At 40.8% G+C, this 26,006-nt stretch carries 20 protein-coding genes; 1 reads left to right on the top strand and 19 read right to left on the bottom strand.

Annotated elements, in window-relative coordinates; translation table 11 throughout:
- Positions 1-130: 130 nt before the first annotated feature.
- The 8 genes from FDK13_RS04320 to FDK13_RS04285 all read right to left on the bottom strand — a co-directional run bounded on the left by FDK13_RS04320 (position 131) and on the right by FDK13_RS04285 (position 11,293).
- Complete coding sequence (locus tag FDK13_RS04320) at positions 131-1,318, bottom strand: pyridoxal phosphate-dependent aminotransferase (protein ID WP_137338762.1); 1,188 nt, start codon at positions 1,316-1,318, stop codon at positions 131-133.
- A gap of 74 nt (positions 1,319-1,392) precedes the next feature.
- Complete coding sequence (locus FDK13_RS04315) at positions 1,393-1,965, bottom strand: hypothetical protein (RefSeq protein ID WP_137338761.1); 573 nt, start codon at positions 1,963-1,965, stop codon at positions 1,393-1,395.
- 38 nt (positions 1,966-2,003) lie between these two features.
- The gene (locus tag FDK13_RS04310) at positions 2,004-3,473 is read right to left on the bottom strand and encodes a SusD/RagB family nutrient-binding outer membrane lipoprotein (protein WP_137338760.1); all 1,470 of its coding nucleotides are present in this window, start codon (positions 3,471-3,473) and stop codon (positions 2,004-2,006) included.
- A 38-nt stretch (positions 3,474-3,511) separates the two neighbouring features.
- Complete coding sequence (locus FDK13_RS04305) at positions 3,512-6,670, bottom strand: SusC/RagA family TonB-linked outer membrane protein (RefSeq protein WP_137338759.1); 3,159 nt, start codon at positions 6,668-6,670, stop codon at positions 3,512-3,514.
- Positions 6,671-7,455: 785 nt separating this feature from the next.
- Complete coding sequence (locus tag FDK13_RS04300) at positions 7,456-8,349, bottom strand: carbon-nitrogen hydrolase (RefSeq protein WP_137338758.1); 894 nt, start codon at positions 8,347-8,349, stop codon at positions 7,456-7,458.
- Positions 8,350-8,401: 52 nt separating this feature from the next.
- Positions 8,402-9,388 (bottom strand): glycosyltransferase family 9 protein, encoded by a 987-nt coding sequence (locus tag FDK13_RS04295; RefSeq protein WP_137338757.1) that lies wholly within the window; start codon positions 9,386-9,388, stop codon positions 8,402-8,404.
- Positions 9,385-10,299 carry a lysophospholipid acyltransferase family protein gene (locus FDK13_RS04290; protein ID WP_137338756.1) on the bottom strand — a complete coding sequence of 305 codons (915 nt, stop codon included), beginning with the start codon at positions 10,297-10,299 and terminating at the stop codon, positions 9,385-9,387. Before FDK13_RS04290 ends, FDK13_RS04295 begins: the two co-directional genes overlap by 4 nt.
- 85 nt (positions 10,300-10,384) lie before the next feature.
- Positions 10,385-11,293 (bottom strand): lysophospholipid acyltransferase family protein, encoded by a 909-nt coding sequence (locus FDK13_RS04285; RefSeq protein ID WP_137338755.1) that lies wholly within the window; start codon positions 11,291-11,293, stop codon positions 10,385-10,387.
- A 104-nt stretch (positions 11,294-11,397) separates the two neighbouring features.
- Between FDK13_RS04285 and FDK13_RS04280 the strand changes: the two genes are divergently transcribed.
- Entirely contained in the window at positions 11,398-11,691 is a 294-nt protein-coding gene (locus FDK13_RS04280; protein ID WP_137338754.1) for a hypothetical protein, read from the top strand.
- A gap of 30 nt (positions 11,692-11,721) precedes the next feature.
- Here the strand turns inward: FDK13_RS04280 and cobA are convergent, their stop codons facing one another.
- From cobA to FDK13_RS04225, 11 genes are all read right to left on the bottom strand, one after another.
- Positions 11,722-12,474 (bottom strand): uroporphyrinogen-III C-methyltransferase, encoded by a 753-nt coding sequence (gene cobA / locus FDK13_RS04275; RefSeq protein ID WP_137338753.1) that lies wholly within the window; start codon positions 12,472-12,474, stop codon positions 11,722-11,724.
- Positions 12,475-12,673: 199 nt separating this feature from the next.
- Complete coding sequence (locus FDK13_RS04270) at positions 12,674-14,896, bottom strand: ferredoxin-like domain-containing protein (protein WP_137338752.1); 2,223 nt, start codon at positions 14,894-14,896, stop codon at positions 12,674-12,676.
- 78 nt (positions 14,897-14,974) lie between these two features.
- Positions 14,975-16,219 (bottom strand): sulfate adenylyltransferase subunit 1, encoded by a 1,245-nt coding sequence (locus FDK13_RS04265; RefSeq protein WP_137338751.1) that lies wholly within the window; start codon positions 16,217-16,219, stop codon positions 14,975-14,977.
- 75 nt (positions 16,220-16,294) lie between these two features.
- The gene (gene cysD, locus FDK13_RS04260) at positions 16,295-17,251 is read right to left on the bottom strand and encodes a sulfate adenylyltransferase subunit CysD (RefSeq protein ID WP_137338750.1); all 957 of its coding nucleotides are present in this window, start codon (positions 17,249-17,251) and stop codon (positions 16,295-16,297) included.
- Between the two features lie 60 nt (positions 17,252-17,311).
- On the bottom strand, positions 17,312-18,019 hold the full coding sequence (locus FDK13_RS04255) for a phosphoadenylyl-sulfate reductase (protein WP_262711808.1): 708 nt from the start codon (positions 18,017-18,019) through the stop codon (positions 17,312-17,314).
- Positions 18,020-18,136: 117 nt separating this feature from the next.
- Complete coding sequence (locus FDK13_RS04250) at positions 18,137-18,592, bottom strand: type II toxin-antitoxin system VapC family toxin (protein ID WP_137338748.1); 456 nt, start codon at positions 18,590-18,592, stop codon at positions 18,137-18,139.
- Positions 18,589-18,936 carry a hypothetical protein gene (locus tag FDK13_RS04245; RefSeq protein ID WP_137338747.1) on the bottom strand — a complete coding sequence of 116 codons (348 nt, stop codon included), beginning with the start codon at positions 18,934-18,936 and terminating at the stop codon, positions 18,589-18,591. Before FDK13_RS04245 ends, FDK13_RS04250 begins: the two co-directional genes overlap by 4 nt.
- Before the next feature lie 27 nt (positions 18,937-18,963).
- Positions 18,964-20,151 (bottom strand): trans-sulfuration enzyme family protein, encoded by a 1,188-nt coding sequence (locus FDK13_RS04240; RefSeq protein WP_137338746.1) that lies wholly within the window; start codon positions 20,149-20,151, stop codon positions 18,964-18,966.
- Between the two features lie 135 nt (positions 20,152-20,286).
- Positions 20,287-21,462, bottom strand: a complete 1,176-nt coding sequence (locus FDK13_RS04235) for a sulfite exporter TauE/SafE family protein (protein ID WP_137338745.1) — start codon at positions 21,460-21,462, stop codon at positions 20,287-20,289.
- Positions 21,463-21,632: 170 nt separating this feature from the next.
- On the bottom strand, positions 21,633-23,909 hold the full coding sequence (locus tag FDK13_RS04230; protein WP_137338744.1) for an FAD-dependent oxidoreductase: 2,277 nt from the start codon (positions 23,907-23,909) through the stop codon (positions 21,633-21,635).
- A gap of 68 nt (positions 23,910-23,977) precedes the next feature.
- A complete protein-coding gene (locus FDK13_RS04225; RefSeq protein WP_137338743.1) occupies positions 23,978-26,005 on the bottom strand; it encodes a glycoside hydrolase family 2 protein in 2,028 nt (675 codons plus the stop codon).
- Between the last annotated feature and the right edge of the window lies 1 nt (position 26,006).

Raw genomic sequence — 26,006 nt, 5'->3', positions numbered from 1 at the left:
GACTATGTACCCGACATGAAGATGTCCGGTGAAATGAATAAAAATCAAAAAGGATAGGCTGGTTTCTCGGGGTCTTATCCGGTTTGGATATACGTTCCGAAAAACCAGCCATCAATCAGATTACAGCAAATTAGCTAATGGTTCCAAGGGCTCCCACGAAAGTTTTCATTTCGTCCATTGTACCGATACTTACGCGGCACCATGGTTTGTTCTGGATATCAAAAGCACGGATAGAAATGTTTTTGGCAGCCATTTTGGACAGCAAATCTTTGCCTGACATACTTACAGGGAAGATCACAAAGTTGGTATAAGACGGGATGTATTTGTAACCCATTTTATCCAGATTCGCGTAAAGGTATGTTTTTGCTTCGTGGTTCAATTTGCGGGTCATTACCTGGAATTCACTGTCATCCATTGCGGCAGAAGCAGCAGCGATTGAAGTGTAAGAAATTCCCATTCCGCCGCGCGTGATTTTTTCGATTTGCTTAATGAATGCAGGTTGAGCAGCCATGTACCCAACGCGAATTCCGGCCATTCCCATAATTTTAGAGAATGTACGTGCGATAATTACGTTTTTATTTTTTTGAAGCAAGGATACCATACTTTCAGTATCAGCACCAACCGCTAGTTCAATATACGCTTCGTCAATGAAAATAGGTACTTTCTCAGAAACGCGTGAACAGAAATCCAACAGATCCTTACCAGTTGTGATAGCGCCGGTCGGGTTGTTTGGATTACATATGTAGATAAGTTTTGTGTCTTTATCCACAGCAGCTTCCATAGCTTTCAAGTCATGCGAATGGTCTTCTTTGACAGGAACAGCTTTCCATGTTGCTCCAACAGATTTAGCAACCTGAATAAGAGACATATAGCAAGGGTCAGCAGAAACAATATTTCCACCGTTCATGAAAAGTACCAAAGCTACTTTTTCCAATAGATCAGAAGATCCCGGGCCCATCATGATATAGTCTTTAGATACGCCTTCTTTTTTAGCGATCTTGTCAACCAAATCATTCATTTCTTTCCATGCATAACGGTTTCCACCTGCTACTGAATCACAAACCGCTTTTTGAGCTGTTTTTGGTGGGCCATATGGATTTTCGTTAGCACCAAGACGTACCATTTTGGAAAGATCTGGTTTCTTGTCAAGAAAATGTTCGCGAACCATTGGGCTGCGGTAGATACGATTTTCTGGATCAAGAGATAAAGGCATGTCTTCAAATGCGCCGCCGAAACTCAAATGAGGGGCTAGCGTCATACCACCGATGGCCATTAAGCCTGATTTCAACAAATTGCGACGGTCAATTTTCTGGTTCATCTTATTGTAAAAGTTAAGTAATAGTAATGGGAGTGAATGATATCCTAAATTTAAATAAAATTTTTTATAATTCCCTATTTTGCTGTGACAGAGGCTTGTGATAATCTCGTAAATGTGAATCCTTTGTAGGTGCCCGTCCAGGTTAGCTTAATAAGATCGCCCTTCCGCTGAATGCGATTGCCCTGAAAACCAAGTGCTTTATACGTCGTTTTAAACGTTACCAAACCACTCGCGTCAGACGTAATATCTCCTAATTTGCCAGCCGCTTTTAATACATCTGCTGAAAAAAGGAAGGTTTTGGATTGAAACTTTACGGTATCTTTTTTTATTGTTTTATTGATCTCGTAATTAATCGCAATCTGAACATTCGGTGTCGGTATGGAATCGATGCCCTTGGAGTTGTCCAGAATATTGGTCTTGTCCAGTTCAAGTAACCTGGCAGAAAAAACCAGTTCCTGTGCAGAGCTGTCGTAAGTTACCGTGGGCTGTTTTTCAATCGGGTAGCCAAAAGGTGCTCCAATAATATTTACCAAAACGGGTGCTACTGTTGCGTCAACCCATGGATCCTCTTCTTCGCAGGCAAATAATGTGGCTCCGGCAAGAAAACAGAAACCGAGAATTTTGAAATGTTTTTTATATGATTTCATTTTCAATATTTTTTAGTCAATTATCTGATAAATCATATTTATTCAACCCACCAAAGTTTGGTTTTCATATCGTCTTTTCCACCTAATAACTGAACGCCAGCCTCGACGCTGGTTTTGTTAAGAGAATATTCGTTAGTGGAATAGGTGAAGCGCGTTGGAAGTACGCCATCGTTGTTTAATACTGCTCTGACATCCGGTGCAGGAAAAACAGGTAAGCCTGTGCGCCGCCATTCTGTCCAGGCTTCAATACCTTGTCCAAATAAAGCAACCCATTTTTGTTCCATGATTTTGGCCTTTGTTGCACTGCCAAGTTTTGACAGGAATGCAGCAGGAGGAGTTAAGCCATATTGCGTGAAAGAAGCATTGATGGCTGTCTGGAAATATGTTTCAGCGCTGCCGGTAATGTCTCCGTCAATAGTGGCTTCTGCCAAAATAAAGTTCAGCTCAGAAAAAGTCATGATCACTTCTGGTGCCGTTGCTTTGGTAAAATAACTTCCGATGGTAGAGCTTGTAGCAAGGAAAGTCGTTGCAATAGCATCTGGTAATCCATTCGGATGTCCCTGATAAAGGCCTGCTTTGTTCGGATTGGCATATACTGTAATTCTTGTATCACCCATGGAATTCATTTGGTCAACAATTGTTTTACTTAAATTCCAGTCCGTACGGCCACCCTGAATGATGATCTGGTTCCATTCATTATTGCTTGGCAGAACGGCAGAACAATTCAGTTGGGCGTTATCTGCATTGGTAGTGAAAATGGGATATCTTTTAGCATCGCCAAGAATCTCCGCAAAAACAGCTTTTGATTCTGCGGGTTTCTTTTTTGCCTGGCGGTTCGCAAGTCTGAGGCGAAGTGAGTTAGCGAACTTTTTCCATTTTAATATGTCTCCACTGTAAACGATATCACCTGCTATGGCTGGGCCACCAACAACCAGCATTTCATTTGCCGACTTTAAATCAGCCAGCATAGCGGTGTAAATTGCTTCCTGTGAATCGTATTTGGGCGTATAAATTGGCGTTTCCGATGTACCTTGAATTGCTTCCGTGTAAGGAATTGGTCCATACATATCCGTTAACAATGAGAAGACCCAGGTTCTCATAAGTAGTGCGACGCCTGCATAATTCGTATTTGGCGTAATGCCTTCAGGTGAAGACATTGTAATAATTCTTTGGAAATTAACCTGAGCATCGTTGAAAAAGCCTTTCCAGTTATTATTCGTTACAGCTACCGAAACAGTATAGTCATCGCCTTCATTTGAATAAATATTGCGGGTCAGGTGTTGCATGTAGAGTTCTGCCGCATCAATATTAATACGTTCAAACCGATCTCTGTGTCCCCAATAACGGTCAATGGATGATTCAAGACCTGAGGTAAGAATATACTGAGCCTTAACCAGCGTAGGACTGTTCGGGTTAGAATTTATTTCTTCGAAATCTTTTGTGCAGCTGTTAATTGAAAATAAAGCTGTCAGTGCAAGTACTAATGGTTTGTATGTTATTTTTCTCATAATGAAAGTCAATTAAAGATTCCGGATAAACAGGAAGATTAGAATGAGAAGCTTAAGTTAACACCCATACTTCTTGAACTTGGAAGCTGGCCATACCCAAATCCCTGAGCATTTCCACCTTTTGAATCAAATTCAGGATCCACGTGCGGTGTATTTTTAAAGATCATCCATACGTTACGACCTACAAGAGACAACTTGGCAGTCTGGAAGAAAGTCTTTTTCAACAAGTAAGGAGGAAGGCTGTACCCAAGCGTAAGTTCACGAAGCTTCACATAACTTGCATCGAAAATTGCTGCTTCATGATAGTTGCGTGGATTGTTGTAAGCATAGAATTCTTTCGCAGGAATGATGATGTCATTTTTTGCATAAGAACCATCAGACATCAATTTAACTCCGTCACCCACTACGCCTTCTTCTCGTCCAACAGCAGTTTCGGCATATTGACCAGTCCAGCGTCCGGTTGCAGTTCCTTCGTCAAAAATATCTCCGCCCATACGAATGTCAACAAGCGCAGAAACCGTAACTCCTTTGAAAGTAAATGTATTGGAAATACCTCCCGTCCAGTCTGGCTGGATGTTGCCCAATTTGATTGTTCCTGGTGCAACTTGTGGAAGTCCGTTAGCATAAATAACTTCTCCATCTGGCGAGCGTAACCATCCTTTTCCGTAATAGGTACCGTAAGCTTCGCCGATGCGGGCTTCTGACGTCATACCGCGCTGTGTTGTAAGCGTGTAGGTAGTAAGCCCTTCTGCAAGCGCAACAACCTTGTTTTTGTTTTTTGCAAAGTTAACTGCGATATCCCATGAGAAGCCATTGGATAATTTAACCGGGTTGGCAGTCAGCATGATTTCAACCCCTTTGTTAGTAATTTCACCTGCGTTTAGTACACGACTGTCGTAGCCACTGGCTTTTGAAATTTCAACGGCAAGAATTTGATCTTTGGTGCTTTGGCTGTAATAAGTCATATCAAGCCCGACTCTTCCCTTGAAAAATCTTAAATCCGCTCCAAATTCTTTACCTGTTGTAATTTCCGGTTTCAAAGACGAATTCGCAATTTTTACAGCTTCGGCAAATTTACTCAGGCTGCCATTCCACGATCCGTTGGCTGTGAAAGTTTGCTGTAATGCATATGGATCGGCGTCGTTACCTACCTGAGCCAAACTCGCACGTACTTTTGCGAAGCTCAGAACATTGCTTTTTACATTCAAAATATCAGTAAGAACCGCACTTAATGAAACAGAAGGGTAGAAGTAAGAATTGTTATTTTTTGGTAATGTACTTGACCAGTCATTTCTGGCGGTAATATCCATAAATAACATGTTTCTAAAGCCAATCTGAGCTGCTCCGAAGACACTCTGGTTTTCAGATTTCATGATTGTACTTTCAATCGTGTTCAAACTTGGAATAGAGTTGGAAGCGTTATAAACTCCGTCTACAACCAACTCACCAACAGCAAAGTAATTCCTTTTATAATAGTTGGTTCTTTTGATCGCACCACCCTGAACATTTAAAGAGAAGTCTTTGGTTACGTCTTTGTTAAAAGTAACGATTACGTCGGAGTTTGTTTCCTGGTTACGAAGAACTTCTTCATTGTATCTGCCCGGAGTTTTAGTGCCGTTGCGTACTCTTTCGAAGTTTGTAATATTGATACGGGTATCGCTCCATACATCTGTTCCTGTGCGAAGCATCACGCTTAAAGAAGGAAGGATTTTATAGTTGAAAGATATATTTCCCAGTAATCTGTCTTTATTATTTCCACTCGTTAATTTCTTTTGAGAGAAATACGGGTTGGTAAAGAAAGTATGCTGCCAGTTTGGCGGATCAGTATCACCGGGGATCTGATTATGTACCGAGGTATATTGCTCATAATTACGAAGCTGCTTCCAGGACACGTGTCTGTGAGACCAGATAAATTCCTGTCCGGAAGTATAACCGCGGTTATCGGCGCCGGATTTAATATATTCAGCAGATAGCACTACGCTTAGATTTTTGGTCAAATTATAGCCCGAATTGACCTTGAAATTGTAACGATGGAAGTCATTGTAATAGGCAATTCCACTTTGTTTCGTATGTCCTAAGCCCAAACGGAAGTAACCTTGATCGTTTCCGCCAGCAACGGCAACACTGTTTGAAACCGTACTACCTGTATTCCAGAACTCTTCCCAGTTATTTGGCTGAGGAGTTAAAGGTGCCACATCATTTCCTGTCCACCATTGTCTGACCAAACGGCCGTCCATCGGTGCGCCCCAGCTTTCATCCGTTCCCTCGGTTCCTGAAAGTGGAGCATTGGGGCCGTAAGCCGCGCGATATTGTTGAATTTCAAGAGGATCGGTAATAGATCCGCTCCATCCGTCGTGGTACCAGGTTCTGTAACCGTTACCGCCACCATATGTATTTTGGAACTTAGGTTTGATCCATGGGCGCTCGAAAGTAACATTTGAGTTCACTTCCACACCAATTCCTTTGGTTCCTTTTCCTGTTTTTGTGGTAATTAAAATAACGCCGTTTGCTGCACGTGAACCGTACAAAGCAGCAGCGTTAGGGCCTTTTAAAACAGAAATATCTTTAATGTTATCAGGATTTACTTCCGACATTCCACCACCGTACTGATTGGTGGCCGAAGTTGCAGAAGCCTGTTGCATAGGTACACCATCCACTACGATAAGTGGCTGATTGTTACCGGAAATAGATCCTGCACCACGAATCTGAATCGTGGATCCGCTGCCAGGACCGCCGTTTGATTGAATTCTAACACCTGCAATCTTACCTGAAAGTGCGTTGGCAACGTTGGTGGAGCGAGATTCTGTCAATGCTGATCCTTTCACTTCCTGAACTGTATAACCAAGTGCTTTTCTTTCGCGCTCGATACCAAAGGCAGTAACAACAACTTCCGATAACTGACGTGTATCTGCATCAAGTTTAATTTCAAATACAGATTGATTCCCAACTGCAATCTCTTTAATTAAGAACCCTACATAAGAAACAACTAAAATCCCGTCACCAGGTATAGTAAACTTAAACTTTCCATCTGCATCGGCGTTAGATCCGGTGTTAGAGCCTTTAAAAATAATAGATGCCCCGGCCAGTCCGAGTCCGTCGTCGGTGGCAGTTATTTTCCCGCTTATTTCACGTGTCTGGGCGTGTGCCAAAGAGGAGAAGAGGGAGGCCCACAAGAATAATAGTAAAACTTTACGCATGAGGAATCCAGTTAAATTAGGTGAGTAAGAATGCAGAGTAGAAAAAAGTTATGGCTGTGGTGTCCACGTTTCTGTGCGCCGCACACACTTTCGCATGGACATTACAGCACAGCCATAATCTTGTAAAACTGCTTTTCCGGAAAGCAATACCCTCTTAATCGAGGACAAACAGTAGAATCAGGCGCTGAATAAACGTAAAAAATCCAGGCGTTGACAAAATGTTTGTCCACGTAATCAGGCCGGTAATTGGTAAAAATTATATTGTAAAAAGGTAGAACTCCTTTGTTGGAATTAACAACAAGAGACGATCAGGTTCTCACTTCTTACATTCGGATACATTCAGTGCGGCTGGAATATATCAGGCAGTTTGAAAGTTCAGTCATTCGTTTAATGACATTTCAAATATACTGACAAAGTGAATAAATGCAAGAGAATAAATGTAATTCTTATAATATTTTGCAATAATAATTGGTTGGAATGGGCAATGATAAAATAATATAGTATTATACTTATATTTAATTTAAATTATCCTGTTTAAATACAATCTAGTACATATATAGACTTCAAAATCAAGTTATATTTATTTGTCTCTTGTTGACTTTTTATTTGAAGTTAATTTTAGTATTAATTTGATATGTTTATATATACTTGAATTGCAGTGTTTTATATATTAATGCACATCCTGATTTTAATCTTATATTGTATGCCAGCAATAAAGCCAAAAACAGCACATTGAGCGCTCTTTTTGGCTTTATTGGAATAATTATATTTAGAGTGACTTAGGGTTAGTCTATATATCGACTAAGAATTGGCTTATAGGAATCCACTCTTCTGTCTCGCAGGAAAGGCCAGGTGGTTCTGTAATGGTCGAGTTTCTGTAAATCGATTTCTTCGACATGTACAATTTCTTCTATGTGCGGAGCCAGGTATAATAACCGTCCCTGAGGATTTGATATAAAAGATCCGCCCCAGAATTGCTGATCGGCTTCATGTCCTACGCGGTTTACAGAAACAACATAAACTCCGTTCGCTACTGCATGTCCGCGCTGAATAGTTTGCCAGGCTCCGTATTGTTCATCGTTGATAACCGGATCCGTTTCGTTAGTATCCCACCCAATCGCCGTAGGATAAAACAATATTTCAGCACCCATCAAACTGGTAATTCTTGCCGCTTCCGGATACCATTGATCCCAACAAATCAGTACACCGATTTTGGCAAATTTTGTATCAAAAGTACGGTATCCGTTTTTGTCAGATTCGTCCATAGATGCATCCCCCGGAGTGAAATAAAATTTCTCATAATATCCTGGATCATCAGGAATATGCATTTTGCGGTATTTTCCTAAATAAGTTCCGTCAGCATCCAGTACGGCAGTTGTGTTATGATAAAGTCCGTGTGCGCGTTTTTCAAATAACGAAGCAATAATCACAACGCCTAATTCTTTGGCAAGACTGCTTAAAGATTCTGTTGAAGGCCCGGGAATCGCCTCCGCCAGTTCAAAGTTTTTGTGATCTTCAACATCACAAAAATATAGTGACTTGAAAAGCTCTTGCAGGCAAACAATTTGTGCACCTTTTTCGGCGGCTTCTCTTATTTTAGTTTTAGCTTTTTCGAAATTATCATCCACATCAGCAGAACAGCTCATCTGAACGATTCCGATATTTACTTTCTTATTCATCCAACAATTGAATTAAAATTTGGGTGAGTGTTTTGACACCGGTTTTGAAACGTTATTTACTTAGAGGAAGTTCTTTGATCTCGAAATTGAAAGATACCTCATTCATGCATTTAAAATGTTTCCTGGGACATTCCTTATATCCAATTTTAGAACAAGGTCTGCAATCGAGATCATTATTTTCTATTACTTCAAAAGCTGTTTTGTAAGGATACATGCCAAAAGCCGGAACCGTATTTCCCCAAATCGAATATACTTTCTTCTTGAATGCGGCTGCAACATGCATCAGGCCGGTATCATGTGAAAACACGATCAGTGACTGTTCAATCAATGAAGCCGATTGATTGAAATTATATTTGCCAGAACCATTAAATATCAATCTGTCGCCAATTGCCTCCCTGATTTCTTCTCCCGCTTCAAAATCTTCTTTTCCTCCCAGCAAAATAATAGGATAATTGATTTTTCGGCAAAGTTCGATCATGCGGTGAACAGGCAGTTTTTTAGTTGTATGTTGCCCACCTATGGCATAGGCTACAAAATTTGCCTGGTGCGTTTCCGGAATCCAGTTGCGTTCAACTTTATCTTTGTATGGAATAAAATAATCCAGACCCAGATCGTCATTCATTACGCCTAATGGTACCAATGTTTCCAGATATCTGTCTACAATATGAATGTCCGGCAGGTAATTAATTTTAAATTGGGTTTGCAGCCACTTCTGAGCATTCAGTTTCTTGAAGCTGTATGACCTTTTAAAAAGAGCCAGTTTGATATGAATTGTTCGTAAATTGGTATGCAGGTCAATTATATAATCAAAATTCTCTGCACGCAGCTCTTTGATCATTTTGTTCAGACTGCCATCGAGCAACCAGATTTTATCGACGTAAGGATTATCTTCAAGCAGGAAACCGAATTTGCTTTTGGTAAAATAATGGACTTCGGCATCCGGATATTGCTGTTTTAAACAACGGACAACGGGGGTAGTAAGAACAATATCGCCAATCGATGAAAAGCGGAGGACTAAAAACTTAACAGGTTTATTCACGATTTTTCTTTTACTTCCAATAGTTGATCCTTTTGCAGCCCTTGCGGACGTTTGTGTTTCCAGCGTTTATGGCTCCAAAGCCAATTATCGGGCTGTCTGATTATATCTTCCTCTAAAAACGAAATTTGCTTTTGAAGGATATAATTGTTCGGCTCTTGTTTTGGCGTTTCGGTGATCAATTTAAAATAAAATTTGTAGAATCCGCGCTTAAAATTATTTCTTAACACGCCCATATAAAGCACCGGAGCGTTCAGTTTTCTGGCTATCAATTCCACACCTCTGAAAACGCCCGTATCCTGATTCAGGAAGGTTGTCCAGTACGCTTTTTCAGGGACAGCAGATTGGTCATTGATAAGAATAAAAAGGAAAGGTTTGTCACGTGGGGTGATCGCCCTGGCAAATGCATCTTTCATTGGAACCATTTCAGTTCCAAACTGAGTTCTGACGTCCTTAAACCAGTTATCAAATGTTTGATTCGCAAGTTGATGATAAACGATGACCAATTGATAACGAAATTTTACGGCAGCAAATAAATTTAGCATTTCCCAGTTTCCAAGGTGACCGGCTACGACTACAAGGTTTTTCTTTTCTTCATAATAATGATCGAGAATATCAGATTCTGCCTCAAAACGATTTAACAAATCGGTCTTTGAAATACTTCTCAATTTGATTGTTTCGAAAATAATATCGGTAAAATTCTGATAGTATTTCTTCGCAATTTCCTGGATTGTATTTTCTTTCAATTGCGGGAAACTGTTTCTCAGGTTATCAAGAATCACTTTTTGACGGTAATGAAAAATGTCAAAAATGAAAAACCTCAAAATATTGGAAAAACGATACAGGGATTTCCATGGAAGTCTGGAAATGGCGGCTAAAAGTTTAATTACGATACGGGTAAGGAAATTTTCCATACAAGACTTTCTAAAAATGACAGCGCTGGTGATTAAACAACCAAACCGTTTTTCAAAAGAAAGTATGGAAACTTACCTGAGAATATCAGGGTACTAAATTCAGTAATTGCTCAGGTTTCAGACATTCAGGTTTACAATGTTTCCAACGTCTGTGGCTCCATAACCAGTTGTGTGGCTGGAGGCGAATATCCTGCTCCAATATCTGAATCTGCTTTTCCAAAATTCCATTCACAGGAACTTCCTTTGGCGTCTCGGTTATTGTTGTTATGTCAACATGATAGTAGCCTCTTTTGTTCTCAACTTTACTGAATTCTGCATATAATACAGTAAGATTCAATTTTCGTGCTATCGCTTCAACACCACGAAAAACACCCGTGTCTTGGTGCAGGAATTTTGTCCAGAAAGCGGTTTTAGGATTTGCGGACTGGTCATTAGCCAAAACGACGACATAAGGTTTTGTTCGTGGTGTAAGTAACTCCTTAAATATTTTGTCCATAGGAACCAGTTTCGCCCCGAAGCGTGTCCGGTAATCCAGAAACCATTTATCGAATACTTTATTTTGTAGAGGGCGGTAAACTACGATGCAGTCATGCGAAAATTCCAGGGAAGAAAATAAATTGGCAAGCTCCCAATTTCCGCGATGCCCCATCAGGAAAATCGCACTTTTATTTTGTTTGTATAAATTATTAACGATGGTAAGATCACCTTCAAGCCGCTCGCGGATCACTTCGGGAGAGGCGGTCCTGAACTTTAAAGTTTCTAAAATAAGGTCAGTAAAATGAATATAAAAATTGCGGGAGATTACTTCAATTTCTTCTTCTGTTTTCTCAGGAAAACTATTGCGCAAATTTTCATGAATCACCTTCTTTCGATATCCAACAATATCAAATAGCAGCCAGCTAAGCGCAGTAGATACTCTGAATATGTTTTTCCAGGATAGGCCGGCAATAGAATCAAGAAAGAAAATTGAAATTTTGGCAACTATTTTATTCATAAATTATTTTTTACAATATTACATATAACGTATGTGTATTAAAAATTAGCATTTGTTTTTAAATTTGGCTAGCTTCACTATATCAATCAAATACGTATCAAACTGTGTTAGAAAGCTTATTTGACATAAAGAATGATCGTCGGCTCAGCGTATATCTGTATCGGATGGGATTCGGTATGTGGCTGATGTATCTGGCACTTGGTGCGCCTGTGCTTCATGCCTATAAACATTACCGTTTAGATTGCGGAGTGTTTTCCGTTGTTTTGATGGTGATAGGATTCTCAGCTTCCATGGTTTTTGATTATTTCCATAATCGCGAAGCCTATGAATACAAGAAGAAATGGCTTTTTGTAAGCTATCTTGTGCTTGCCGGCGTTATTTATTTCTTCATTTTGTAAAGAACATCACACCAACGAACTGATCTGTTATTAAATCTGCTTATTGACCATTCCTTCAATTTTCTGGAACGTTAATCCAGGAAGTGCTGCCACTTTTCCAATGACGATAACGGCTGGGGATTTGATTTCTGCTGCTTTGGCCAGTGCCAAGATATTTCCAATAGTCCCCAAAACAATTTTTTGTTCCGGTAAAGAGCCATTTTGGATGATAGCAATAGGCTCATCAAATTTATCCAGATCGGAATAAATACCAATAATTTCTTCAAGTTTATGTGTGCCCATCAGGATTACAACCGTCGCCGAGGAACGCGCCGCCCAGGGAAGATCGGTCGATAATTCATGTGATTTTGTGGTTCCGGTCACTACCCAGAAACTTTCACTGACACCGCGTGAAGTCAGAGGAATTCCGGCCAATGCAGGAACGGCATAAGTACTGGAAATACCAGGTATTACTTCTGATTCAATACCATGTTGGGCAGCATATTCAATTTCTTCATAGCCACGGCCAAATATAAAAGAATCGCCGCCTTTCAAACGAACAACCTCGCCGTATTCACTGGCAGAAGCAACAATCAGTTTATTAATTTCATCTTGTCCGCAGCTTACTTTTCCAAAACGTTTTCCAACATGAATTTTCAAACAATCTTCCGGGCAATGATCGAGGATAGATGGATGCACCAGCGCGTCATAAAGCACCACTTTCGCAGTTTGTAATGCTTTAATTCCTTTTAAAGTGATCAGATCAGGATCGCCGGGACCAGCACCGATTAATGTAAGTTTCATTAGAAATAGCTGTCGGCTTTCGGCGATCAGCTGTCAGTGGTTGCAGTAAATAATTTGTGAAGTCTAAGGGAAGCTTAAAATTCAAGACTCGGGTTTTGAAGAAAAAGAAGTCAGGTTTGAAAATTTCATGTCAAATCCTGACTTCTTGTAATATCCAAAATTATAATTTAGGCCGCAGCTAAAAGCTAACGCCTAAAAGCTAAGAATCTTTTCCAAACGAAAGTTCCTGCAAAACAGGTTCTCCTGTTTCCATCAACTGAGCTCCGCGTGTATTACGAACGAAGTTCAAAAAGTCTTCCGCTGTTTTTACAAAATAAGTAGCAAATTCTTCTGTTGGTTCGAATTTGTTGATACTGAAAGCAAGAGAACGGAATGGCGTTTCTTCTGAATCAGGAAGAACATATTCAGCCGGGATTTCATATTTGAATTCTTTTCCAAAATTACTTTCGAAATCGTTGATGATACCGTACTGTGTATTTGTGCTTACATCTTTGGTCATCAACAATCCTTTTGCACCCGTGATCAAAACATTATAAGCATGATAAATAGCATCAGCCCAGATTTTTGATTCAAAATTTTCTTTTGCAAGATTTAACTTTTCCTGTCCTTCTGTAATCGTTGTTGCCACAAGGTCAACCAAAACACTGGCGCATTCACCAACACCGATTTCAGTTTTAAACATTTCATCATGATCCCAGTCGCGGTAGTCATCTTCCTGAATGGTAGAAAGATCTGCGATTGGTTTCAAAAGCTGGAAGAAATAATTTTTAGTCTGACGTGCATAATATTGGTTAAAATATTCTCCGTCATAAGCATTTGATTCGTAATCGTTGAAGATCGTACGAAGTGCTTCTGGTCCGCGTTTTGCAGGGACTTTAATTACTTTATCTCCAATCAAACCAATGCCATCACCGGAAAAACCACCGCCCAGCAAAACTTGTAGTGCCGGCAAAACCAGTTTTCCGTTTTTAATCGAGCTGCCGTGGAAACCAATGTTAGAAGCATTATGCTGGCCGCAGCCATTCATACAGCCGCTGATTTTTATTTTGATATCCTGGTTATAAATCATTTCAGGAAATTCATCCTTCATGACATCTTCCAGAACACGGGTAATTCCGTAACTGCTTGTGATAGCCAAGTTACAAGTATCAGTTCCGGGGCAGGTTGTGATGTCCATCGTACTATCAAAACCGGGATTAACCAATCCTAATTTCGAAAGTTCATTGTATACTGCTACAAGGTCTTCACCTTTGATAAATCGAAGAATATATCCCTGATTAACCGTTACACGAATATCATCTGCTGCATATTGACGAACGATATCAGCCAATGTACGCGCAGTGTTAGAATGCATATCGCCTAATAAAACTCGTAATTGAACAGCATACCAACCTTTTTGTTTTTGTTCAAAAGTGTTGGTTTTCAGCCATTTCGTGAATTCAGGAATATCGGAAACACTTTCAGAAGCAATCTTTAAAATTTCTTCTTCGCTCAAAGATGGGCGAGGAGCGTGGTTAATTGATTCCGCTTTGTTTGTACCAAACAAATCATCAGGAATCTGGAATATTTTGTTTTTAACGGCAGTACGTTCTTCTTCCACTTTCGCCATTAATCCTTCCAGTCCAAGATCGTTCAAAAGGAATTTCATCCGCGCTTTATGACGACGAACACGTTCTCCATGACGGTCAAAAACACGAAGCAAAGCTTCTATAAACGGAATAACGTCTTTTTCTTCAAGAAATTCAAAGGCAGTTTGTGCCGAGAAAGGCTGTGCACCTAGTCCGCCGCCGATCAAAACCTTGAAGCCTTTAACCTCTTCACCGGCTTCGTTTATTCCCATTTTGGCGATAAGACCAACATCGTGAATAAACGCTAACGCAGAATCTTTTTCAGAAGAAGAAACAGCTATTTTGAATTTCCTTCCCATATCCTGATTAATAGGATTACGAAGGAAATAAGTAAAAATCGAATGTGTTATCGGTGTAACATCAAATGGTTCGTCCGGGTCAATACCAGCTACAGAAGAAGCCGTAACGTTACGAATTGTATTTCCACATGCTTCTTTCAGCGTAATTCCAGCATCTTCCAGATCCGACCAAAGTTGTGGAGAATCGGAAAGTTTTACAAAGTGCAGCTGAATATCCTGACGGGTTGTTGCATGCAAATTTCCAGTGGCAAATTTGTCGGAAGTATCTGCGATGCGAACAAGCTGATCCGCCGTGATACGTCCATAAGGCAGTTTGATACGGATCATTTGTACGCCTGGCTGGCGCTGACCGTACACACCGCGTGTCAAACGAAACTTACGAAAAGCTTCTTCCGGCGTTTCTCCCGTATTAAACGCGTTGATCTTGTTCTGTAAATCAACAATATCACGTTTTGCTGCGGTTGATACTTTGTCTGAAATTACTAAATTATTCATGGTGATGTATTCTTATAACCTATCGGAATAGTATATTAACTTTATATAAGGAAAAAAGGTGCGGATAGGCCGCTCCTTTTATTCAACCATACAAGCGCCTACGGTCACATTCGACGTTTCATCAATCAGAATAGCCGCGCCATTTGCTCTGTTTTGCTGATATGGATCGTAAGCGATCGGTTGCGCTGTCCTTAAAACAATTCTTGCGACATCGTTTAATTTCAGGCTTTCAACCTCATCCAGTTTTTCGTATGAATTGATATCGATCTGGTATTCTATGCTTCTAACAGAACATTTCGTTCTTGCGGTTCCGTGCTGAAGAAGATATTTATCACCGGCTTTCAATGTTTTGCGATCATCCATCCAGCAAACAAGTGCTTCAATGTCCTGACTCACGATTGGTGAATTGTCAACCGAAACGATCATATCGCCGCGGCTGATATCCACATCGTCTTCCAAAAGAATGGTAACAGATTCAAAAACACCTGCTTCAATAATTTCCTGTCCGCCGAATTCAATCCTAGCGATTTTCGATTCTGTTCCGGAAGGCAATATTTTAACAGCTTCGCCTTTTCTCAAAGAACCACTTTGCAAACGGCCTGCATAACCACGGTAATCATGTAATTCCTCAGTCTGAGGGCGGATCACATATTGTACAGAGAAACGTCCGTCTGTCGTATTTTTATCTTTTAAAACATTTACGTTTTCAAGGACTGACAACAATGTTTCGCCTGTATACCATGGCATATTTTTAGATCTGTCAACAATATTATCTCCGTTCAGCGCGCTAACCGGGATAATTATCAAATCTTTAATGTTCAGTTTCTGAGCAAGATCCTGGTATGTTTTAGCAATTTCCAAAAACGCGTCTTCGGAATTTCCAACCAGATCCATTTTGTTGATCGCCACAACCACGTGAGGAATTCCCAACATGGAAGCAATCAGCGAATGACGGCGTGTTTGTTCGGCAACACCGTGACGGGCATCAACCAAAATAATTGCCAGATCTGCATTCGAAGCACCGGTAACCATGTTACGGGTATACTGAATATGTCCCGGCGCATCGATCGAAATAAATTTACGGTTCGGTGTCTGGAAATATTTATATGCAACGTCAATCGTAATCCCTTGTTCACGTTCAGAACGAAGTCCATCCGTTAAAAGAGCTAAATCAATTTCGCCATCATTGCGGCTTTTGCTGGCGCGTTCGATGGCTTCCATCTGATCTGCCAGAATATTTTTTGTATCAAAAAGCAAACGCCCGATCAACGTACTTTTACCGTCGTCTACGGAACCTGCTGTTATAAATCTTAGTAAATCCACCTTGTACTAATTTTGAATTAAGAATGGGAGAATGATTGAATGAGCTCAAATGAGTCTTTGTCATTTTCTCATTGTTTAGAAATATCCTCCTTTTTTACGGTCTTCCATTGCAGCTTCGGTTTGCTGATCGTCGATGCGGGTTTCGCCGCGTTCGCTGATTCTTGAAACTGTAATTTCAGCAATAACTTCTTCTAATGTCGCAGCACTTGATTCCACGGCAGCAGTACAAGTCATATCACCAACGGTACGGAAACGAACTTGTCTGGTTACAATCTGATCTTCCGGATCTTTTTCAATTACAGGCGTATTGTATAACAAATGTCCGTCGCGCAGGATACACTCACGTTCGTGAGCGAAGTAAATGCTTGGAAGTGTAATTCCTTCTCTTTGAAGATAAGCCCAAACGTCTAATTCAGTCCAGTTGGAAATCGGGAAAACACGTACATTTTCTCCTTTATGAATACGTCCGTTAAAAAGGTTCCAAAGTTCAGGTCTCTGGCGTTTTGGATCCCATTGGCCGAATTCGTCGCGGAAAGAGAAAATACGTTCCTTCGCACGCGCTTTTTCTTCATCCCGGCGCGCACCACCGATGCAGGCATCAAATCCAAATTCTTCAATCGTGTCTAGTAAAGTAAAAGTTTGCAACCAGTTACGGCTGGCGTTTTTACCAGTCGGTTCTTTCAGATTTTTCGCTTTGATGGTATCTTCCACATAACGAACGATCAGTTTTGAACCAGTTTTTTCAGCAAGCATATCACGGTAATCCGTAGCTTCCACGAAGTTATGGCCCGTATCGATATGGACTAACGGAAATGGAATTTTGCCCGGCGCAAATGCTTTTTGAGCAAGACGAACCAGGGTTATAGAATCTTTTCCTCCTGAAAATAGTAACGCCGGACGTTCAAACTGACCAGCCACTTCACGCATAATGTAAATCGCCTCTGCCTCTAGCTGATCCAGGTAGTCCGGTTTTCTACGGTCAATATTTCCTTGGTCGCTAAGATCCGACGCCTCTTTTACTGAAATTGACATACTTACTTCATTAGACATTTAATACTTCTTCTTTATTTACGTAGCATTGGGATGCTTTTATTACTTCGCGTGCAAACCACATTCTTTCTTCGACTCATCTTCCCACCACCAACGTCCGGCGCGGAAATCTTCGCCTTCCTGGATAGCGCGTGTACAAGGCGCGCAGCCAATACTTACAAAACCTTTGTCGTGCAACGGATTGTAAGGAATGCCATTCGATTTTACATAGGTTTTTACTTCTTCAAAACTCCAATCCAGAATCGGGTGGAATTTGATCAGATCATGTGCTTCGTCAATTTCCAGCTTATGCATAGCCTGACGATTTCCTGACTGCTCTGCCCGGATACCTGTCACCCAGATTTTTGCTCCTTTCAAAGCTCTGTTCAAAGGCTCAACCTTACGGATAAAGCAGCATTCTTTGCGGTTTTCGACAGAATCATAAAAACTCAAAGGGCCTTTGGTACTTAGCAATTCTTCCGCAGCACCGGTTTGAGGATAATAAACTTTTATTTTGGTATCATACCGGTTGTTCGTTTTTTGAAGCGTCATGTACGTTTCATTAAACATTCTGCCTGTATCCAAAGTGAAAATGCTGATATCCAGATTATTCTTTAAAATAAAATCTGTGATAACCTGATCTTCATAACCCAGACTCGTAGAAAATACTACCTGGCCAGGAAAAAGATCGGCCAGGATAGCCAACGATTCGATCTCGCTTTTGCCTTCAAGGGCGGCGGTTAATGCGTCTATGTTTGTGTTCATGGTGATTCGCCTTGTATTACTTCTGGTATTATTACACAGAGGAAATTGGAGTTAAAAAAGAGGGACACGGAGTTTTTTATAATATTCTCTGTGTATCTCTTTTTTTCTCTGTGGAACTCTGTGTTATCTTTTATTATTTATATCAAAATATGCAACTTCTAAAAAGTGCGTGTGCAAATGTTGAAAATCTTTATCTGTTGTTATCAATGTTGCATTTAAAACACTGGCCGTCGCTGCAATCCACAAATCGTTCTTGCCCATATTTCTTGAAGAGCCTATAAGTGGTTTTTCTTCCAGTCTTCCCTGGCTGAAAGCGTCTATTTCTGCGTAAGAATTTATGATTTCCTCTGTTATGAAATCGATTATTGTAAATTCTTTTGCGAATATTTCCAGCTCTCGCCTCTTGTTAAATCCCCATTTATTTTGAACAGCAAGCGATCTTAATTCTCCTATTACGACTGCTGGAATATATACATCCGAATCTGTTTCAAATATTCCAAGCTGCAATTCAATTAAATCCCAGATTGAATGTTTTCTCAAATATGCCAGGATGACATTAGTGTCCAGGACATATCTCATTTTGTCAATTGCGAAAGAAGAACTTCAAGGGGCTCCTGAATATCAATTGCATCTCTTAGAGCTTCAAGCCTTTCTTTATTTAAACCTTTGTACCCCTGTTTATTTTTCAGTTTTTCAATTCGATCTTCAAATGACAAACTTTTATCCGCCGGATTGCTTATCATAGATTTTAAAGGATCATCATCTGCCAGTGTACTATAAACTAATTCGTTCATCGTAACACCGGCCAAATCAGTAGCCTGTTTTGCGGAAAGTGCTCCTTGTTGATAAAGTTGGCCGGCAATGGAAAGCAATACCTTCTCCTTCTCGAAATCTTCCGGCAAATTGATGGTTAGTGTTTTCATATTATGACCAATTTAATCTATTGATTTTTACTCTAATATATCACTTTTGACCGACACTTCCACAGCATTTGTGAAATCCTCGATCAGGTCTTCGATATCTTCCAGACCAACAGAAATACGGATTAAGCCTTCTGTGATTCCTAATGACAGCTTTTCGTCTGCTTTCAGTTTCGCATGTGTCGTTGTGAACGGATTGGTAACAATTGTTCTCGTATCACCAAGATTTGAAGAAAGAGAAGCAATTTCCAAAGCATCCATAAATGCAGAGACACGTTCAAAACCGCCTTCCAATTCAATTGTAACAATGGCACCGCCGGCTTTCATTTGCGCTTTGGCAAGTTCATGCTGAGGGTGAGACGCTAAAAACGGATACTTAACCAGTTTTACGTCCGGATGTTTTTCCAAAGCCGAAGCCAAAGCCAATGCGTTTGAGCAATGTTTTTCCATTCTCAAATGCAGTGTTTCAAGACTTTTGCTCAATACCCAGGCATTAAACGGAGACATGGACGGTCCGGTGTGACGGCAGAAAAAGCGAACATGTTTGATGTATTCTTCTTTTCCAACCACAATTCCACCCAAAACGCGGCCTTGTCCATCCATGTACTTAGTAGCCGAATGCACAACCAGATCCGCTCCGAAATCAACCGGATTTTGCAAGGCCGGAGAAGCGAAACAGTTATCTACGTTGAAAATCAGATTGTGCTTTTTGCAAAGTCTGCCAATCATTTCAAGATCTACCAGGTCCAGACCTGGATTTGAAGGCGTTTCAAGGTAAACCATGCGCGTATTTGGTGTTACCGCCGCTTCCCAATCTGCCTCACTTGCATCCGCGTCCAGGTAGGTATACGTGATACCCCATTTGCTGATAATTTGTGTAATGATCTGATGCGCAGAGCCAAATAAAGCGCGACTAGCCAAAATGTGGTCACCGCTTTTCAACAATGCAGCCATACTGGCAAAAACCGCCGCCATACCCGTAGCCGTAGCTACGCCATCTTCACAATCTTCAAGGAGACAAACCTTGTCTATAAATTCCTGAACAGATGGGTTCGAAAAACGACTGTAAATATTTCCTTCTTCCGTTTCTTCAAACAATGCTTTTCCTTGTTCAGCACTTTCAAAAGTAAAGCTGCTTGTCAAAAATAAAGGTGTAGAATGCTCACGGTACTGTGTTTTCTTCGTTTGGGTACGTATCGCTTTGGTCTGCTTTTTCATAGGTAAATAGCTGTTAGCTTATAGCTATTAGCTTTTGGCTTGTAATAAATATTTCTTACTTTATATGAGAGAATTAAGTCTCTTTTTTTCTATTTCTGTTTACCTGGTCCGGATCTAAAAGCTAACTGCTAACCGCTAAAAAACCACCATATAAATTATTCTCAAACTCACGATGATAACAATGGTTCCTACCATGATCATCATTGTTTTTATTGGTAATTTCCGGGAAAGGTTTGCCGCGATCGGCGCCGCAACCATTCCTCCCAAAATCAATCCTAAAACGACCTGCCAGTGTGAAAACCCGATCAGCGTTATAAAGGTAACTGAACTTGCCAGCGACACGAAAAACTCCGCCAAATTCACAGATCCGATCGTATATTTTGGGTGACGGCCTCTTGCAATTAATGTTGACGTTACAATAGGCCCCCAGCCGCCGCCGCCGATTGAATCCAGCGATCCGCCGGCAAATGCCAGCCATCCGATCTGTCTGATTGGTCGTTTTTCAATCCGTTTCTTTAACGCTTTCTGGATGATAAGAATTCCCAGAATTAAGGTATAGACTGCCACTAATGGCTTGATGATGTAAATATATTGTTCGAGTGATGTTAACAGATAAGCACCAGCAATAGCGCCAATAACACCGGGTATCAGTATTTTCTTGAATAATTTGCTATTTACGTTTCCAAATTTAAGGTGCATATAACCCGAAACGCCGCTTGTGAAGATCTCCGAAGCGTGTACACTGGCACTAACAGCCGAAGGAGGAACACCGAGTGTAAGCAGAAACGTAGCAGACGTTACGCCATAAGCCATACCCAGGGCGCCATCAATCATTTGCGCTATAAAACCGCCAAGAATGTAGTAGAAAAAGCTTTCATTCAGTTCAAGTTCATCCCAAAGAACGGAAAGTCTGTCGTAGGTGATATAGGTAAAAACCAAATGGCCGACAATCATCAAAGCGATGGCTGCGAACAAGTTCATCCCAATTTCTGTTCGGCTTCTTTTGCGCAATGTGGCAGCCCAGATCTTGTTCTGAATGGTATCCCAGGAAAGTGATGATTTTGGATTATTCTTAGGTGCGTCAAAAGCAGCGTTTTGCTGTTCAACCTTTTGCATAACCTTATTGAAACGGGAATCCGATTCTTCCGGTAAATCAGGCAGAAAAACAACTTTCCCCTGTTCCTTTGCGATAGCAGCCAAACGGCGATCTTCCTCAGGATCACCACTTGCAATGTAAGCGACTTCCAGGGATTCCCAATTAACTGGCTCCTTAACTTCTAATGAGGGCAATGATTCTGATGCGTCCTTCAAAGTCTATCTAGTATAGTATTATGATAGAGTAAAGTATTAATAAAATAGCAAACTAATGTTTGCTAAATGAGGTGCAAATTTAGCATCAAAATATTAGCTTTCAAAGAACAAAAAATGACGGGCCCGAAGATCCGTCATTTTTTAAACGATTATACACTAAAAATCCAGACTCAATAACACCGGATTTCAAACAACGAAACAGGCGTATTTTCATTTGAATTAGCCAGTTCAATTTTGAGTTTTTGCGTCGAAGCGGGTTCGCTTAACGTAATTGTTCTAATGTTTTGATGATTATTTTCGATCGATCCGATGAGTTCGTTTTTGTCGTTGTAAACTTTGACTTCCGTAACACAAAAGGGCATGACGGTTTCGGGATGAATGAAAATAACATTTTCCATCGGGTGATCATAATCCGCATCAAAGACAAATTCGATGGTTGAGATTTTTGTCTGCTCTGCCCAATCGATATTAATAGTTGGGTTTTTGTCGGCATAATCCGCAACCCAGGCATTTGGACTTTCGATCGGACGTTGCAGTCCGTTTTTTAAATTTTCGGTTTCAAAAAGATTTATCTCATCACCCAGTTTCATGGCAATATTTCTTCCCCCGGGTCTGCGTTGCGGACACCAGAATTCGAAGGTATCCACCCCAATATCTTCCGTTGGTTCCTGTTTTCCATAATTCGAAACAGCAGGATTTGTTGCGTTAAAAACTGTTAAGATCCCTGAAATCCGCGCCTCGCTATACTGAATTTTGATATTTTCATTTTTTATAAAACAAACGAAAACATAACACGAATGATCGAACTCAACTTCCCAGTCTAACGTAATTTCCTGTTTTCCCTTTTTCAATGAAACCGTTTTCGTTTGAAGCGTAACATCCGGTGTATGATTGAACGGTTTACTGCTTTTTCGCAATTCAATTGCCAGCTCCGTTTCTTCATCAGCATCAACCGAAACCGTAACCGAAGGCATTTTACCAACGGTAACCGGTAACATTTGTGCAACCGAATGGACAATAGGGGCCCAGTGATCAACACCCGGAATCTCTTTCAATTTTAAAGTTGAACTTGCCTGGATATTGATCGCTTTTTGAAGAAGATCTTCGGAATCTGATAATTTCAAATGTGGAATATACTGGCCTGATTTGATCAATTCCCGCTGCAATTCTTCCAAATGAAGCGTTCCAACTTCTCTTGGTGAAATGCTATATTTCTTTGCCAATGAAGCAGCAATAGCCACAGCTTGTCCGCCATGCGCGCTCGTAGCCATTACTCTCGTGGAAGCAAAAGCCACGTGTGTCGTACTTATTATACGCCCGGCGATGAAAAGGTTATTGATGTTTTTGCTGTAATAACTACGATAAGGAATGCTGAAAACGCCTTTTCCATGCCACTGATTACAACCCGCCTGATCACTATAAATTCCATCGGCCGGATGCAAATCAATACTCCATCCACCAAAAGCAACCGTATCTTCGAATTGTTTTTGTTCGACAATATCTTGCTGTTTAAGCATATAATCGCCTTCGAAACGGCGACTTTCCCGTTTTCCCGGAATGGTACCAACCCACTCCAAAGTCATGGTTTCGGCTTCGGGAAATAAGCCGGAATTTTTAATATAATTCCAGGCGCCGTAAACCACTTTCCATAATTCCCACTTAATTGTTTCGGTATCATGAACGGTATCCAGCCGTCCGCCATATTCCAGCCACCACAACCGACAGCCAAAATCTTTTGGATTGAACGTTTTGTAACGGGGAATTTGGGTAATGTCCTGCAAGGCAAAAGACGGAGGCGTAAATTTCACCGGTCGACCAACATCTTTCGAGTAGAAATACATCGAGTGCCCCAGAAGTTCGCCATATGCTTTATCCGGCGCGAATTTTTCACCAAACTCTTCCTGAGATTCTGCACCCATACGGAATGCCGCGCCTGCCAGAAAGGCTACGATTCCATCGCCGGAGGCGTCACAAAACAAAGGAGCGCTGATTTTGTACTGCGTACTATTCTGGCTGCAAAAAGCGTGGACGGCTGAAATTGTATCTTCCGAAGATTTGTCAAGATCAAAAACAGCTGTATTTAAAAGTAAAGTAATGTTCTTTTCTTCCACCACTTTTTCCAGCAAAACGGTATCAAAAATCAGCGGATTTCCATCGGGATTCCGGTGAATATTTTCCAGCATGATTTCATTGATCACACCACCTTCCCGTGCCCAGCGATTGTTGTTTCCCATATGCGAAGTGGCGCCTAAAACCCATAACCGGACTTCACTTGACGCATTTCCGCCCAAAACCGGTCTGTCCTGAACAACAATTACTTTCATTCCTGTCCGTGCCGCGGTGATCGCCGCGCAGGTTCCCGTCAATCCACCTCCGACGATTACTAAATCTGCTTCAAGAGCTATGGTTTTTGGTGATCTTTTGTAGATGAATTCTTCTCTTATCATTGGTTAATAGCGTTAGGGTGGGGATTCGGCCTTGAATCATTATTTCCCAGTCGTATTTATAGTTTGAATTATTTTAGCTCGATTTCTTTAATTCCGGCAGAATAACCAGTTGGCTTCATGAGCGTTAGTAATAGTTTTTTGTCAAATCCAGTCAGCAGAATTGTAAATTCTTTACTTTCTCCGGGATTTAGATCAGGAATAATATAGGTTCCATTTGACGTTTTCAATGAATAACCATGGATTGCATAAGATGGGAAATCATTACGGGCAGTCAGTTTCAGAACCAGTTGATGTAAACCCTGTTCACCTGATTTAAAATTCACTTTTTCAATTAAAACTGGTGACATTTCTTCCTGATAAGATTTATAGGCGGGTCGTAGAGATCTGTCCGGGCCAACAATTCCCCACGGACGGTATCCGTTGGCATTTGTTCCGTGGTAGCGGCTTTGATAATCATTGTAAGTCCACCAGGAAGTCCCGATCACATATGGTCTTTTTCTTACTTCCGCTATCACATCACGTACATGCTGCGCCTGACCAATTTCACCATCTTTATTATCTGCTCTTGCGCCCCATTCACTAATCAGGATTGGTTTTTCGGGGTATAATTTGTGGATATGATCAAGGACTTTTGCATGATTTCCATACGTATTGGAAGAAATAAAATCGACATACTGACTGGCTTCGTCTTCCGGTTTTTCTGGAAACGTATTTAAAAACATGCTGGCGAAAGTATATAGTCTGGTTGGATCGAGTTCCCTTGCATTTACGATCATATCTTTGGTCCATTTTAGTCCGGCAGGAGATTTTGATTCGTACTCATTTCCAACGCTGTAAGCAATAATGCTTGGATGATTCCAGTCGCGTTCGGCCATTTCACGAAACTGGGAACGAAATTTTGTACGCATACTGTCATTGTCCATTTGTCTGGGCGTAAGCTGCCAGTTTCCTGCTTCGGAGATGATCAGCATTCCATATTTATCCGCCAGCTCATAGAAATATTCGGAAGGTGTATAATGCGTCAGTCGCTGAAATTCCATTCCGGCTTCTTTCATTAAACGGAAATCTTTTTCCACCAACCAATCGGGTTCCATTGACCCTAAACCCGGATAATCGACAACACGATTTCCACCGCCCAATCGAAGCGATTTCCCATTAAGCAGCAGTTGCGCATTTTTTATTTCAACTTTTCTGATTCCAAAATTTGAAGAGATTGTATCAGAGCCGACCGTAGCGGTAAGATTATAAAGATTTGGTTCATCCAGATTCCAGAGTTTTATCTGCGCCGGGGAAAGATTTGTTTCCGCTTCAATAATACCCGTTTGTCCAGCTGAAATGGTGGCTGATTTAATTTTCCAATTCAGTGCAACGACTTTGTCTTTGAATTGAACTACATAATTTACTTTTGGAGAAACTGTCTGTTTCGATGCATTTTTAATTCTCAGTTTTGTAGTTAATACGGCCGTTCCTTTCGCAAGATCCGGCACCGCTTCAATTTTTACATTATCCGCATAAACTTCGGGTTCAACGGTTAAATAAACCGGACGGATCAGTCCGCCGTAATTAACCCAGCCCATAAAGGCGTCGTTGATTTTGTTGTTATCTTTTGCTCCCGGAATAGTACCAACTTTCCAGGTATCGTTGTTTACAGAAACAGCCAGCAGATTATCTCCGTCTTTCAAAAAGTCTGTAATATCAAAGCTGAATGGCGTGTAACCGCCTTCATGCACACCCACTTTTTGATCATTTAGCCAGATGTTGGTTTTATAATAAGCGGCATCAAAATGCAGAATGATGCGTTTTCCGGCAGTCGTTTTCCATGGAAAAGTTTTTCTGTACCAAACCGTTCCGTTATAAAACTGGTATCTCAGGTCTGCGGAGAAACAATGAGGAACGGTTACTTTGTCAAAACGATTGCTCTCCACTTTGGATTCATACCATTTACCAATCTGTCCCATTTCGGCAGGATCCAGCGCGAAAGACCATTCGCCGTGCAGGGGAATGGCATTTGACTGACTGATTTTATATTGACCAAAAGAAGATAAGTTTGATGATAATAATAACGTCAGGAATAGAAATATTTTTTTTATTGACATG

Origin of the sequence: Dyadobacter frigoris, from assembly GCF_005280585.1 — a bacterium.
Classification (GTDB): Bacteria; Bacteroidota; Bacteroidia; order Cytophagales; family Spirosomataceae; genus Dyadobacter; species Dyadobacter frigoris.
The sequence above is the reverse complement of the archived record's forward strand: the minus strand, read 5'-3'. Positions and strand labels throughout refer to the sequence as shown.

Excerpts from the sequence above, each read along its gene's own strand:
- FDK13_RS04320 (WP_137338762.1), bottom strand. The coding sequence starts at position 1,318 with ATGAACCAGAAAATTGACCGTCGCAATTTGTTGAAATCAGGCTTAATG.
- FDK13_RS04315 (WP_137338761.1), bottom strand. The coding sequence starts at position 1,965 with ATGAAATCATATAAAAAACATTTCAAAATTCTCGGTTTCTGTTTTCTT.
- FDK13_RS04310 (WP_137338760.1), bottom strand. The coding sequence starts at position 3,473 with ATGAGAAAAATAACATACAAACCATTAGTACTTGCACTGACAGCTTTA.
- FDK13_RS04305 (WP_137338759.1), bottom strand. The coding sequence starts at position 6,670 with ATGCGTAAAGTTTTACTATTATTCTTGTGGGCCTCCCTCTTCTCCTCT.
- FDK13_RS04300 (WP_137338758.1), bottom strand. The coding sequence starts at position 8,349 with ATGAATAAGAAAGTAAATATCGGAATCGTTCAGATGAGCTGTTCTGCT.
- FDK13_RS04290 (WP_137338756.1), bottom strand. The coding sequence starts at position 10,299 with ATGGAAAATTTCCTTACCCGTATCGTAATTAAACTTTTAGCCGCCATT.
- FDK13_RS04285 (WP_137338755.1), bottom strand. The coding sequence starts at position 11,293 with ATGAATAAAATAGTTGCCAAAATTTCAATTTTCTTTCTTGATTCTATT.
- cobA (WP_137338753.1), bottom strand. The coding sequence starts at position 12,474 with ATGAAACTTACATTAATCGGTGCTGGTCCCGGCGATCCTGATCTGATC.
- FDK13_RS04270 (WP_137338752.1), bottom strand. The coding sequence starts at position 14,896 with ATGAATAATTTAGTAATTTCAGACAAAGTATCAACCGCAGCAAAACGT.
- cysD (WP_137338750.1), bottom strand. The coding sequence starts at position 17,251 with ATGTCAATTTCAGTAAAAGAGGCGTCGGATCTTAGCGACCAAGGAAAT.
- FDK13_RS04250 (WP_137338748.1), bottom strand. The coding sequence starts at position 18,592 with ATGAGATATGTCCTGGACACTAATGTCATCCTGGCATATTTGAGAAAA.
- FDK13_RS04245 (WP_137338747.1), bottom strand. The coding sequence starts at position 18,936 with ATGAAAACACTAACCATCAATTTGCCGGAAGATTTCGAGAAGGAGAAG.
- FDK13_RS04240 (WP_137338746.1), bottom strand. The coding sequence starts at position 20,151 with ATGAAAAAGCAGACCAAAGCGATACGTACCCAAACGAAGAAAACACAG.
- FDK13_RS04230 (WP_137338744.1), bottom strand. The coding sequence starts at position 23,909 with ATGATAAGAGAAGAATTCATCTACAAAAGATCACCAAAAACCATAGCT.
- FDK13_RS04225 (WP_137338743.1), bottom strand. The coding sequence starts at position 26,005 with ATGTCAATAAAAAAAATATTTCTATTCCTGACGTTATTATTATCATCA.